General features: G+C 59.6%; 11 protein-coding genes. 10 read left to right on the top strand and 1 reads right to left on the bottom strand.

What is annotated here, in order from left to right:
• Positions 1-37: 37 nt before the first annotated feature.
• Positions 38-1,144, bottom strand: coding sequence for a tRNA epoxyqueuosine(34) reductase QueG (queG, locus tag JL015_RS08865; RefSeq protein ID WP_201018193.1), 1,107 nt, complete (start codon positions 1,142-1,144; stop codon positions 38-40).
• Between the two features lie 63 nt (positions 1,145-1,207).
• Between queG and JL015_RS08860 the strand changes: the two genes are divergently transcribed.
• The 10 genes from JL015_RS08860 (at position 1,208) to JL015_RS08815 (ending at position 12,771) form a co-directional block, all read left to right on the top strand.
• Entirely contained in the window at positions 1,208-2,704 is a 1,497-nt protein-coding gene (locus JL015_RS08860) for an NAD(P)H-hydrate dehydratase (protein WP_201018192.1), read from the top strand.
• Positions 2,692-3,162: a tRNA (adenosine(37)-N6)-threonylcarbamoyltransferase complex ATPase subunit type 1 TsaE gene (gene tsaE, locus JL015_RS08855; RefSeq protein WP_201018191.1), complete on the top strand. Its 471-nt coding sequence runs from the start codon at positions 2,692-2,694 to the stop codon at positions 3,160-3,162. The genes JL015_RS08860 and tsaE overlap by 13 nt, the downstream gene beginning before the upstream one ends.
• 2 nt (positions 3,163-3,164) lie before the next feature.
• The gene (locus JL015_RS08850; RefSeq protein ID WP_201001767.1) at positions 3,165-4,592 is read left to right on the top strand and encodes an N-acetylmuramoyl-L-alanine amidase; all 1,428 of its coding nucleotides are present in this window, start codon (positions 3,165-3,167) and stop codon (positions 4,590-4,592) included.
• Positions 4,592-6,532: a DNA mismatch repair endonuclease MutL gene (gene mutL / locus JL015_RS08845; RefSeq protein WP_236250191.1), complete on the top strand. Its 1,941-nt coding sequence runs from the start codon at positions 4,592-4,594 to the stop codon at positions 6,530-6,532. Before JL015_RS08850 ends, mutL begins: the two co-directional genes overlap by 1 nt.
• Positions 6,533-7,504, top strand: coding sequence for a tRNA (adenosine(37)-N6)-dimethylallyltransferase MiaA (gene miaA / locus JL015_RS08840; RefSeq protein WP_201018190.1), 972 nt, complete (start codon positions 6,533-6,535; stop codon positions 7,502-7,504).
• Positions 7,505-7,595: 91 nt separating this feature from the next.
• Positions 7,596-7,856, top strand: coding sequence for an RNA chaperone Hfq (hfq, locus tag JL015_RS08835; protein ID WP_025258296.1), 261 nt, complete (start codon positions 7,596-7,598; stop codon positions 7,854-7,856).
• A 12-nt stretch (positions 7,857-7,868) separates the two neighbouring features.
• A complete protein-coding gene (gene hflX / locus JL015_RS08830) occupies positions 7,869-9,170 on the top strand; it encodes a ribosome rescue GTPase HflX (protein WP_201001769.1) in 1,302 nt (433 codons plus the stop codon).
• A gap of 96 nt (positions 9,171-9,266) precedes the next feature.
• Positions 9,267-10,442, top strand: a complete 1,176-nt coding sequence (gene hflK / locus JL015_RS08825) for an FtsH protease activity modulator HflK (protein WP_201001770.1) — start codon at positions 9,267-9,269, stop codon at positions 10,440-10,442.
• A complete protein-coding gene (hflC, locus tag JL015_RS08820; RefSeq protein ID WP_201018189.1) occupies positions 10,442-11,311 on the top strand; it encodes a protease modulator HflC in 870 nt (289 codons plus the stop codon). Before hflK ends, hflC begins: the two co-directional genes overlap by 1 nt.
• A 272-nt stretch (positions 11,312-11,583) precedes the next feature.
• Positions 11,584-12,771: an ATP phosphoribosyltransferase regulatory subunit gene (locus tag JL015_RS08815; protein ID WP_198724385.1), complete on the top strand. Its 1,188-nt coding sequence runs from the start codon at positions 11,584-11,586 to the stop codon at positions 12,769-12,771.
• Positions 12,772-12,795: the final 24 nt, after the last annotated feature.

Raw genomic sequence — 12,795 nt, 5'->3', positions numbered from 1 at the left:
GCAAGTTTTAAGCTTCAAGCGACAAGCTAGAAGCGTCTCAGCTTGAAGCTTGTAACTTGCCGCTTGAAGCTTTGTGCTTTTCAAGTGCCCATTCCACATGCTCGCGCACCATCTCTGACGGGTAATCGCGGCGGGCTTCCAGGGCCTGGAGGACGGGGATGGTGGAGGGCGCGTTGCCCAGTCCTACTGCCAGATTACGCAGCCAGCGTTCATAACCGGCACGTCGCAGTGGCGAGCCTTCGGTATTGCTGAGGAATTTTTCTTCATCCCAGAGGAAGAGTTCGGCCAGCCCTGCATTGTCCAGGTTGTGGCGTGGTTTGAAGTCGCTTTGGGTTGTCGGGCGGGCAAAGCGGTTCCAGGGGCAGACGATCTGGCAGTCGTCACAGCCGAATACCCGGTTGCCGATCAGGGGGCGCAGCTCTTCGGGAATGGACGTCTTGAGTTCGATGGTCAGGTAAGAAATGCAACGCCGGGCATCCAGCACGTAAGGGCCGACGAATGCAGCGGTGGGGCAGATGTCCAGACAGGCCGTGCAGCGCCCGCAATGTTCGGTCGCGTGAGGTGCATCCACAGGCAGCGGTAAGTCCACGAACAGCTCGCCGAGGAAGAAAAAACTGCCTGCCTTGCGATTGAGTACCAATGTGTTCTTGCCGATCCAGCCCAGCCCGGCCTGTTCGGCAATGGCCTTTTCCAGCACCGGTGCGCTGTCGACGAATGCTCTGAAGCCAAACGGGCCGATAGCCTGCTGGATACGCTCTGCCAATTGCTGGACACGCTTGCGCACCAGCTTGTGGTAATCGCGGCCCAGGGCGTAACGCGAGACGTAGGCTTTTTCCGGCTCGGTCAGGCGCTGAGCCATTTCGGTGTCGCCCGGCAGATAGTCCATGCGCAGCGACACCACGCGCAACGTGCCCGGTACCAGTTCATCCGGGTGGGAACGTTTGCTGCCGTGGGCTGCCATATAGTCCATTTCGCCGTGATAGCCCGCTTCGAGCCAGCGTTCCAGGTGCTGCTCATGCTCTGCCAGGTCGAGCCCTGATATACCGATTTGCTGAAAGCCCAGCTCACGGCCCCACTCCTTGATCGATTGCGCAAGGCTGGTGAGGTCGTCGGCGGTTGGAAGTTCAGCAGTAATAGCAGGCATGTGCAGAGAGAAACCGGGTCCAAGGTGCGTATAATTCTGCCAGACATCGGAGCCCGGATACGCATGTTCGACACTAAACCTCATTTACCCGACGCGCTGTACAGCGCTGCGCAGGTCCGGGACCTCGATTCCCGGCTGATCGCTGCGGGTACGCCGGGCCTGGAATTGATGCAGCGCGCCGCCCATGCGACCTGGCGGGCGGTGCGTCGGCAGTGGCCGCAGGCTGGTGAATTGACAGTGCTGACCGGGCGCGGCAACAACGCCGGGGACGGGTATCTGGTGGCGTCCCTGGCCCGGAAGGCTGGCTGGCGGGTGAGGGTGCTGGCTGTCGGTGATCCGGCTGCGCTGGCGGGCGATGCGGCGACGGCCCACGGTGAGGCTGTCGCAACAGGTGTCGATATTCAGCCATGGTCCGCGCAACCGCTGTCTGGTGTGGTGCTGGATGCCTTGCTCGGCACAGGCTTGAGCGGCGAGGTGCGCGAGCCTTATCTGTCAGTGATCAATGCGATCAACGCCAGTGGCTTGCCGGTCGCGGCGGTGGATATCCCGTCAGGCTTGAGTGCCGATACCGGGCGCACCCTGGGTGTTGCCGTACGTGCCGACCTGACCGTGACCTTTATAGGGTTGAAGCTGGGGTTGCTGACGGGCGATGCGGCGGATCTGGTCGGAGAGTTGGTTTTCGATGATTTGCAGGCTGACTCAAGTCTGGTCGCGCAAACGCCCATCAGCGCGAAACGCCTGGATACATTTAACCTGCCGGCGCTGACGCCGCGTCCCCAGACAGCTCACAAAGGCCTGTATGGGCGTGTCCTGGTCATCGGCGGTGATCACGGTTTTGGTGGCGCTGCCTTGCTGAGTGCCGAAAGCGCCTTGCGCAGCGGCGCCGGCATGGTCACCCTTGCGACCCGTAGCGAGCATGTGTCTGCTGCATTGGTGAGAATGCCTGAAGTCATGAGTGCGGCCATTCGCTCAGCCAATCAGTTGCTGGCTTTGATCGAGCCAGCCGCTGTGCTGGTGGTCGGTCCCGGATTGGGGCAGGCGAGTTGGGGGCGCAGTCTGTTGTCGGCAGCGGCTGATGCCGGGCGACCGCAGGTCTGGGATGCCGATGCCTTGAATCAATTGGCGGGTGGCTTTGTGAGCCTGCCGGAAAACAGCGTCATTACCCCGCATCCCGGTGAGGCTGCGCGGCTTCTGGGGATCGGCACCCAGGAGGTCCAGGCGGATCGCCCGACGGCGGCTCGTGCCCTGGCCCGTAAATTCAATACCGTTTGTGTACTCAAGGGCAGCGGTAGCCTGATTGCCGATGTCGATGGACGCCTTGCCTTGTGTGATCGCGGTCATCCCGCTATGGCCACCGCAGGCCTGGGCGATGTGCTGGCCGGCCTGATCGGCGCGCTGATGGCGCAACACATGACGCCATTCGATGCTGCGTGTCTCGGTGTCTGGCTGCATGCCCGCGCCGGAGAACAGGCCGGTGTTTCAGGTCGCGGGCTGGCGGCAAGCGATACAATTCCAGCCATTCGTCAGTTATTGGAGGAGCTACAACCGTGTCTGAGTTAACGCTGCATTTGACTGGCGAAGAGGCCATGATGGGCTTTGGCTCGCGTCTGGGTCAGGTCACCCAGGGTGTGGGCGTCATTTTCCTTGAAGGCGACCTTGGTGCAGGCAAGACCACGCTTTCCCGGGGCCTCATCCGCGGGCTCGGGCATGTCGGCGCAGTCAAAAGTCCTACGTTCACGCTGGTCGAACCCTATGAAATCGGCTCGATACGTGCCTTTCACTTCGACCTGTATCGTCTGGTTGACCCAGAGGAACTTGAGTTCATGGGCGTGCGGGATTACTTCGATGGGGATGTTCTCTGCCTGATCGAATGGCCTCGGCGCGGCACGGGCTTTTTGCCAAAGCCTGACCTGACCATTACCATTAGGCCGCACGAGCAAGGTCGGTCTGTAACATTGAGCCCGCAAGGCTCGCGTGGCGAAACCTGGTGTGCCACTTTGGCGTTGGAATTCAAATAGATATGGGGTTAGGTATGCGCATGCGCGCGCTGGTTACTGTAGTGGGTCTGCTGGTGATGGCCGTGGCCGTCGAAGCGCTGGCTGCTACGCAAGTACGAAGTGTCCGCTTATGGCGTGCACCGGATAACACCCGGCTGGTTTTCGACCTGTCCGGGCCAGTCCAGCACAGTGTCTTTACTCTGACGTCGCCTGATCGTCTGGTCATCGATATCAACGGTGCGACGCTCGCCGGGCCGCTGAACGTGGCAACGGCCAATACGCCTATCACCAGCATGCGTTCGGCTCAACGCACCCCGACTGATCTGCGGGTGGTCATCGACCTGAAAAAGGTGGTCACGCCCAAGAGCTTTACTCTGGCTCCCAACCAGCAATACGGCAACCGTCTGGTGGTGGACCTGTTCGACAATCCTGCCGATGCCAATCCGACTCCGACTATCCCGGATAACGTGGCCAATACCGCACCGGCTGTTCCCGTGAGCCCGGCCAAGCCTGAAATCAAGCTGGCACCCGTGCCCAACGGCAAGCGCGACATCGTGGTCGTGATCGATGCCGGCCACGGTGGTGAAGACCCCGGAGCCTCGGGCGGCAGCGGGCAGCAAGAGAAACATGTGGTGCTGTCCATTGCCAAGGAATTGCAGCGCCAGATCAATGGTGAAAAGGGCTATCGCGCTGAACTGACGCGCACCGGTGACTATTTCATTCCATTGCGCAAACGCACTGAGATCGCTCGGGCCAAGGGCGCTGACCTGTTTGTTTCCATTCATGCCGATGCTGCACCCTCCAAGGCGGCGTTCGGTGCCTCGGTGTTTGCCTTGTCCGACAAGGGCGCGACCTCCGAAACGGCGCGCTGGCTGGCGGACAGTGAAAACCGTTCCGACCTGATCGGTGGTGCCGGTGCGGTCAGTCTCGACGACAAGGACCGGATGCTGGCAGGCGTGCTGCTGGACCTTTCCATGACGGCTTCGCTGTCGTCGAGCCTGAACGTCGGGCAGAAGGTGTTGAGCAATATCGGGCGGGTGACTTCGCTGCACAAGTCCCGTGTCGAGCAGGCCGGATTCATGGTGCTCAAGTCCCCGGATATCCCGTCGATTCTGGTTGAGACCGGCTTCATTTCCAACGCCAACGAAGCGAACAAGCTGACCACCGCTTCTCACCAGCAAGCATTGGCACGTTCGATCAACTCGGGCGTCAAACAGTTCTTCCAGCAAAACCCGCCTCAAGGCACTTATATTGCCTGGCTGCGGGACAACGGCAAGCTGGCGCAGGGACCTCGTACCCATGTCGTGCGTTCCGGTGAAACCCTGGCGATGGTGGCTGCCCGTTATGACATGAGCGTGGCGACCTTGCGCAGTGCCAACAACCTGAAGACCGATGCGCTGCGTATTGGCCAGGATCTGAGCATTCCGAGTGCGGAGGTCGCGGCGCAATAATGAGTGACCTCCTTCTCGATGGCGATCAATCCGACGCCGTGAATGCAGCAGTGAATGCTGCCCGAATCGAACTGCTCAGCCCTCGGCTGGCCAACCAGATCGCCGCGGGCGAAGTGGTCGAGCGCCCGGCCTCGGTCATCAAGGAACTGCTGGAAAACAGCCTGGATTCCGGTGCCCGGCGCATTGACGTCGATGTCGAACAGGCCGGTATCAAACTGCTGAAGGTTCGTGATGACGGTAGTGGTATTTCTTCCGATGACTTGCCGCTGGCGCTGGCGCGACATGCAACCAGCAAGATCCGAGAGCTGGAAGACCTTGAGCGGGTCATGAGCCTGGGGTTTCGGGGCGAGGCACTGGCGTCGATCAGTTCCGTGGCGCGTCTGACCCTGACTTCCCGTACTCGCGATGCCGACAAGGCCTGGCAGGTCGAAACCGAAGGCCGTGACATGGAGCCGCGAGTGCAGCCCGCCGCACACCCGGTCGGTACTTCGGTGGAAGTGCGTGATCTGTTTTTCAATACCCCCGCCCGCCGCAAGTTCCTCAAGGCCGAGAAAACCGAATTCGACCATTTGCAGGAAGTCATCAAGCGCATGGCGCTGGCGCGTTTCGATGTCGCTTTCCATCTGCGTCATAACGGCAAGACCGTTCTCAGCCTGCATGAAGCCCATGACGAAGCGGCGCGGGCGCGTCGTGTCGGGGCAATCTGCGGGCCGGGCTTTCTGGAGCAGGCGCTGCCGATAGAGATCGAGCGCAACGGCTTGCATCTGTGGGGTTGGGTTGGCTTGCCGACTTTCTCGCGCAGCCAGGCCGACCTCCAGTATTTCTTCGTCAATGGCCGTGCCGTGCGCGACAAGCTGGTGGCTCACGCCGTTAGGCAGGCCTATCGCGACGTGCTGTTCAATGGTCGCCATCCGACGTTCGTGCTGTTTTTCGAGCTTGATCCGGCGGCAGTGGACGTCAATGTCCACCCGACCAAGCATGAGGTGCGTTTCCGCGACGGGCGCATGGTGCATGACTTTCTGTACGGCACCTTGCACCGTGCTCTTGGCGATGTTCGTCCCGACGATCAACTGGCCAGTGCGCCGATCCCTGTGGTCGAGCGTCCCAGCGGACCGCAAGCCGGGGAGTTCGGGCCGCAGGGCGAAATGCGTCTGGCGAACAACGTGCTGGAACAGCCGCAAGGCGAGCCTTATGCGCGACCGGCGTCTGGCGGTTCGGGTGGCGGCTATCAATATCAGTACTCACCGCGTCCGACAGCGGCGTTGCCTACGGCTGAGGCGCAAAGTGCCTATCGCGAGTTTTTCGCACCGCTGCCCGAGGCTGCGCCGGCTTCACTGCCCGAGTCGCAAAGCGATATTCCGCCACTGGGTTACGCGCTGGCGCAGCTCAAGGGTATTTACATCCTGGCCGAAAACGCCCACGGGCTGGTGCTGGTGGACATGCATGCCGCCCACGAGCGCATCATGTATGAACGCCTGAAAGTCGCCATGGCCAGTGAAGGCTTGAGCGGGCAGCCGTTGCTGGTGCCCGAGTCGCTGGCGGTCAGTCAGCGCGAAGCCGATTGTGCCGAAGAGCATATTGCGACCTTCCAGCGCCTGGGCTTCGAGTTACAGCGCCTTGGCCCGGAAACCCTGGCGATCCGGCAGATTCCAGCGTTGCTCAAGCAGGCCGAGGCTAACCGTCTGGTCAGTGATGTGCTGGCCGATCTGATGGAATACGGCACCAGCGACCGGGTTCAGGCGCATATCAACGAACTGCTGGGCACCATGGCGTGTCATGGCGCGGTTCGGGCCAATCGCCGTCTGGCCATTCCCGAAATGAACGCTCTGCTGCGCGACATGGAAAACACCGAGCGCAGTGGCCAATGCAATCATGGTCGACCAACCTGGACTCAGATGGGCCTGGACGATCTGGACAAATTATTCCTGCGCGGTCGTTGAATGAATGCTTTACCTCCGGCCATCTTCCTCATGGGGCCAACCGCTGCCGGCAAGACCGATCTTGCCATCGAGCTGACTAAAGTCCTGCCTTGCGAGCTGATCAGCGTCGATTCGGCGCTGGTCTATCGCGGCATGGATATCGGCACAGCGAAGCCTTCCCGTGAGCAACTGGCTGAATTTCCCCATCGTCTGATCGATATTCTCGACCCGTCGCAAAGCTACAGCGCCTCCGATTTTCGTACCGATGCCCTGGCCGCCATGGCCGAAATTACCGCACGGGGAAATATTCCTTTGCTGGTAGGCGGCACTATGTTGTATTTCAAGGCTCTATTGGACGGGCTGGCGGATATGCCGGCTGCCGATGCAGAGGTCAGAGCCGAGCTTGAAGCCCAGGCCAGGGCTCATGGATGGCAGGCGTTGCACGATCAGTTGGCCGCTGTGGACCCTGTGTCGGCGGCACGAATCCATCCCAACGATCCGCAGCGTCTGATCAGGGCTCTGGAGGTTTATCGAGTCAGCGGGATGAGCATGACTGCGCATCGCGAGCAACAATCTGAGCAAACTGCTCAAGCCGCAGCGTCCGGGCGTCAGCAATTGCCCTATACTGTCGCCAGTCTTGCGATAGCTCCGGCTGATCGCAAGGTGCTACATGACCGTATCGCGCTACGCTTTATGCAAATGCTGGATCAGGGGTTTCTGGACGAAGTACTGGCTTTGCGCTCAAGAGGAGACCTTCATTCGGGGTTGCCATCGATAAGAGCTGTCGGTTATCGCCAGGTCTGGGATCACCTGGATGGAAAGCTGACACGGGATGAAATGCAGGAGCGGGGCATCATTGCAACGCGCCAGCTGGCCAAACGGCAATTCACCTGGCTACGCAGTTGGGAGAATTTGCACTGGTTGGACAGCCTGGCACGCGACAATCTGCCACGCGCCTTGAAATACCTGGGATCGGTCTCCATATTGAGCTGAGTCCTTGCAATAGCCGTCTATCCTTGGGGGGTGGCGGTTCAAGCCAATTGAATTCGTTTTATTATTATTGATCCTTAAAGGAGTGCGGCACATGTCAAAAGGGCATTCGCTACAAGACCCTTACCTGAATACCTTACGTAAAGAAAAGGTAGGGGTTTCGATCTACCTGGTAAACGGCATCAAGCTGCAAGGCACCATCGAGTCTTTTGACCAGTTCGTCATCTTGCTGAAAAACACTGTCAGCCAGATGGTCTACAAGCACGCCATCTCCACCGTTGTTCCTGTCCGTCCGATTCGCCTGCCTAGCGCTACCGATTCCGATTCGGGTGATGCTGAGCCAGGTAACGCCTGATAGGAGTCTGCCTTGTTCTTTGAGCGCCACAGTGGTGGTGAGCGGGCAATTCTCGTTCACTTGGATGGTCAGGACCCTGAGGCGCGCGAAGATCCGCAGGAGTTTCAGGAGCTGGCCATATCGGCTGGTGCCGATACCGTCGCGTTTATCAGCGTGCCGCGTCATCGGCCATCGGCCAAATACCTGATTGGCACTGGCAAGGTCGAAGAGCTTCGCGACCAGGTCAAGGTCGAGCAGGCCGATCTGGTTATTTTCAATCACACACTGACGCCCAGCCAGGAACGTAACCTCGAACGTGTCTTCGAGTGTCGCGTGCTGGATCGCACCGGTCTGATTCTGGATATCTTCGCGCAACGTGCGCGCACTCACGAAGGCAAGCTGCAGGTCGAACTGGCCCAGCTTGAGCACATGAGTACCCGTCTGGTTCGTGGCTGGACCCACCTTGAGCGACAGAAAGGTGGTATCGGTCTGCGTGGTCCGGGTGAAACCCAGCTCGAAACCGACCGCCGCCTGCTTCGGGTTCGCCTGCGGCAGATCAAGGCGCGCCTGGAAAAGGTTCGCAGTCAGCGAGATCAGGCCCGCAGAGGGCGCAAGCGTGCCGATATTCCTTCGGTTTCACTGGTGGGCTATACCAACGCCGGCAAATCGACGCTGTTCAATGCCGTGACCGATTCCGAGGTTTTCGCGGCCGATCAGTTGTTCGCAACACTCGATCCGACCCTGCGCCGCCTGCAACTCGATGACCTGGGGCCGATTGTGCTGGCCGATACCGTGGGTTTCATTCGCCATCTGCCGCACAAGCTGGTCGAGGCTTTCCGGGCGACGCTCGAAGAATCAAGCAACTCGGATCTGCTGCTGCATGTCATCGACTCCCATGAGCCTGAGCGCATGGCGCAGATCGAACAGGTCATGGCGGTGCTGGGCGAGATCGGGGCCGAGGGCTTGCCGATCCTTGAGGTGTATAACAAACTCGATTTGCTGGAAGGGGTCGACCCCCAGATACAACGCGATGCCGATGGCAAGCCGCAGCGTGTCTGGTTGTCTGCCCGTGATGGCCGAGGGCTGGACCTGCTCAAGCAGGCTGTAGCCGAGTTGCTCGGTGACGATTTGTTTGTGGGCACCTTGCGTTTGCCTCAGCGTTTTGCTCGACTGCGCGCACAGTTTTTTGAGCTGGGCGCGGTGCAGAGCGAGACGCATGACGAAGAAGGTGCCAGTCTTCTGGCAGTACGTCTGCCGCGAGTTGAATTGAATCGTCTGGTGAGTCGCGAAGGACAGCAGCCGCTGGAGTTCATTGAGCAACACACTTTGCAATAAAAGCGCGGTAAAGCCATTGTACGGCTTTAACGGGCATTCTGTAGCATTGGTCGGCGCGCCGTGGGCGCGTCTTTGCTTTATCAGATGGAGAGCGCTATGGCTTGGAATGAGCCGGGTGGCAACTCGAATAATCAAGATCCCTGGGGTGGAAAACGCCGTGGCGGCGACCGCAAGGGACCACCTGATCTCGACGAGGCCTTCCGTAAGCTGCAGGAAAGCCTGAATGGGTTGTTCGGCGGCGGTAAGAAACGCAGCAGTGACGGCAATGGCGGTGGTTCGGGTGGCGGCGGTGGCTTCGGCCTGCTGGGCATCGGGCTGGTCGTGCTTTTCGCTTTCTGGCTTTACAACGCTGTCTATGTCGTTGATGAGCAGGAGCAGGCTGTCGTTCTGCGTTTCGGCCAATACTACGAAACCGTCGGTTCGGGTCTGAATATCTATTTCCCGCCGTTCGATCGCAAGTACATGGAAAACGTCACTCGCGAGCGTGCCTACAGCAAGCAGGGGCAGATGCTGACCGAAGACGAGAACATCGTCGAAGTGCCGCTGACCGTGCAATACAAGATCAGCAACCTGCAGGATTTCGTGCTGAACGTCGATCAGCCTGAAATCAGCCTGCAACACGCCACCGAAAGTGCGCTGCGCCATGTCGTGGGTTCCACGGCGATGGACCAGGTGCTGACCGAAGGTCGTGAGCTGATGGCGAGCGAAATCAAGGAGCGTCTGCAACGATTCCTCGATACCTATCGCACCGGTATCACCATTACTCAGGTGAACGTGCAGAGCGCTGCTGCGCCGCGTGAAGTACAGGAAGCCTTCGATGACGTGATCCGTGCCCGTGAAGACGAGCAGCGTGCGCGCAACCAGGCTGAAAGCTATGCCAATGGCGTGATCCCGGAAGCCCGTGGTCAGGCTCAGCGCATCATCGAAGATGCCAATGGCTATCGCGATGAAGTGGTTTCCCGCGCCAAGGGTGAGGCTGACCGCTTTACCAAGCTGGTTGCCGAATACCGCAAGGCACCTGAAGTTACCCGCCAGCGTCTATATCTGGACACCATGCAGGAAGTCTTCAGCAACACCAGCAAGGTTCTCGTGACCGGCGACAAGGGTCAGAACAACCTGCTTTACCTGCCGCTCGACAAGATGATCGAAAGCAGTCGTGGCGGTAGTGCCGGAAATACTTCGGGTTCCGGTAGTCCATCCGCGACTGGAACGGATGTCGGTACTCGAACCGATACCCCGCAGCGCGATGTACGTACCAGGGAGAGTCGCTGATGAGCAATAAATCGCTGATCACCCTTATTGTTGGCGTGGTGCTGGCAATAGTTGCCTGGAACAGCCTCTATATCGTGTCCCAGACCGAGCGTGCGGTTCTGCTGCAATTCGGTCGTGTGGTCAAGACCGATGTGCCGCCGGGCCTTCATGTGAAGATTCCTTACATGAACCAGGTGCGCAAGTTCGATGGTCGTCTGCTGACACTCGACGCGCCTACCCAGCGTTTCCTGACGCTGGAAAAGAAAGCGGTCATGGTCGATGCCTACGCCAAGTGGCGCGTGAAGGATGCGGAGCGTTTCTACACCGCGACTTCCGGCCTCAAGCAGATTGCGGATGAGCGTCTGTCGCGTCGTCTGGAATCCGGCCTGCGTGACCAGTTCGGCAAGCGCACCCTGCACGAAGTCGTGTCGGGTGAGCGTGACGCGCTGATGGCTGACATCACCGGTTCCCTGAACAGGATGGCGGAGAAAGAGCTGGGTATCGAAGTGATCGATGTCCGGGTCAAGGCCATTGACCTGCCCAAGGAAGTCAACCGCAGCGTTTTCGAGCGCATGAGCACTGAGCGTGAGCGCGAAGCGCGTGAGCATCGTGCCAAGGGTAACGAGCTGGCTGAAGGTATTCGTGCCGATGCCGATCGTCAGCGTCGCGTGTTGCTGGCTGAAGCCTATCGTGAGTCTGAAGAGACGCGCGGTGATGGTGATGCCCAGGCTGCTGCGATCTACTCCAGGGCTTATGGTCAGGACCAGGAGTTCTATGCGTTCTACCGTAGCCTGCGTGCCTACCGCGAAAGCTTCACGAGCAAGAGTGACGTGATGGTGCTTGATCCGGGCAGCGAGTTTTTCCGCTTCCTGGAAAAAGCCAAACCGTAATTCATCAACCCGCCGGGCGGCAAAACCGCCCGGTGGGGTGATCGTACGGTAAAACGTGTGTATGATGCGGCAGCCGGGAAATTCCCGGCTTTTTTGCGTCTGCACGATTGATTGGCCGCAGCCGACTTGGCGGGCGGCAAGATTTTTCGAGGAGAGTGGTCTGCAAGGCCTGTCTCGGGTGTTTGTCGTGCCCGTAATACGGGGCGACCGCTCTCTGCTTCACTCAAGGCTTGCCTCATGGCTGGCCACCCGGATCATAGGGGAATGGCGTAATGGCAACGGTTGACCGCTGGCTGCTACCAGATGGCATCGAAGAAGTACTGCCACCAGAAGCGGCGCGTATCGAAGTAGCGCGCCGTCAGGTGTTGGATCTGTTCCAGAGCTGGGGCTATGAGTTTGTCGTCACCCCGCATATCGAATATCTGGAGTCCCTGCTCACTGGAGCAGGTTCCGATCTGGATCTGCGCACCTTCAAGGTGATCGATCCGCAGTCGGGGCGGCAAATGGGGTTTCGTGCCGATATCACGCCTCAGGTGGCGCGTATCGATGCGCATACCCTCAAGCGTGAAGGGCCAAGTCGTCTCTGCTATGCAGGCAGTGTCCTGCATGCTCAGCCGCGCGCACTGTCATCCTCGCGCAGCCCGATTCAACTGGGTGCCGAGTTGTATGGCGATGCGAGCCCGAGCAGCGATGTCGAAGTCATCAGCCTGATGCTGGCAATGCTGCAACTGGCGGATGTGCCTGATGTCCACATGGACCTCGGGCATGTCGGCATCTATCGTGGGTTGGCACGTGCTGCCGGTCTGTCGGGCGAGGTCGAGCAACAGCTTTTCGATGCGCTGCAACGCAAGGCCATCGATGAAGTGATCGCCCTGACCGCCGATCTGCCGCAAGAACTGGCCACTATGCTGCGTGCGCTGGTCGATCTGTGTGGCGGTCGTGAGGTTCTGGCTGCTGCGCGTGACCGTCTGGCGAATGCGCCTGCACCTGTGCTGGCTGCTCTGGACGATCTGCTGAGCATCGCCGATCGTCTGTCTGCACGCTTCCCGCAGTTGCCTTTGTATTTCGACCTCGGTGAGCTGCGCGGTTACCACTACCATACCGGTGTGGTGTTCGCGGTGTTTGTACCGGGTGTAGGTCAATCGATTGCCCAGGGCGGTCGTTATGATGATATCGGCGCCGACTTCGGTCGCGCCCGTCCGGCTACCGGTTTCTCCACGGACCTGAAAACCCTGGTGACACTGGGTCGTGCAGAAATCGAACTGCCATCTGGTGGTATCTGGATGCCGGACAGTACGGATGCAGCACTCTGGCAGCAGGTTTGCCAGTTGCGCAGCGAGGGGCAGCGTGTGGTTCAGGCTTTGCCTGGGCAACAGGTGAGTGCAGCGCGTGAAGCCGACTGTGATCGGCAATTGATTCAGCATGGCGAGCGTTGGCAGGTAATGCCGCTGGCTTCTTGAGTATTCCTGCCGGCCGCCGCCGGC

Origin of the sequence: Pseudomonas cichorii, from assembly GCF_015471405.1 — a bacterium.
In the GTDB taxonomy this organism is placed as follows: Bacteria; Pseudomonadota; Gammaproteobacteria; order Pseudomonadales; family Pseudomonadaceae; genus Aquipseudomonas; species Aquipseudomonas serbiensis.
This window is presented reverse-complemented; position numbering and strand designations above follow the sequence as displayed.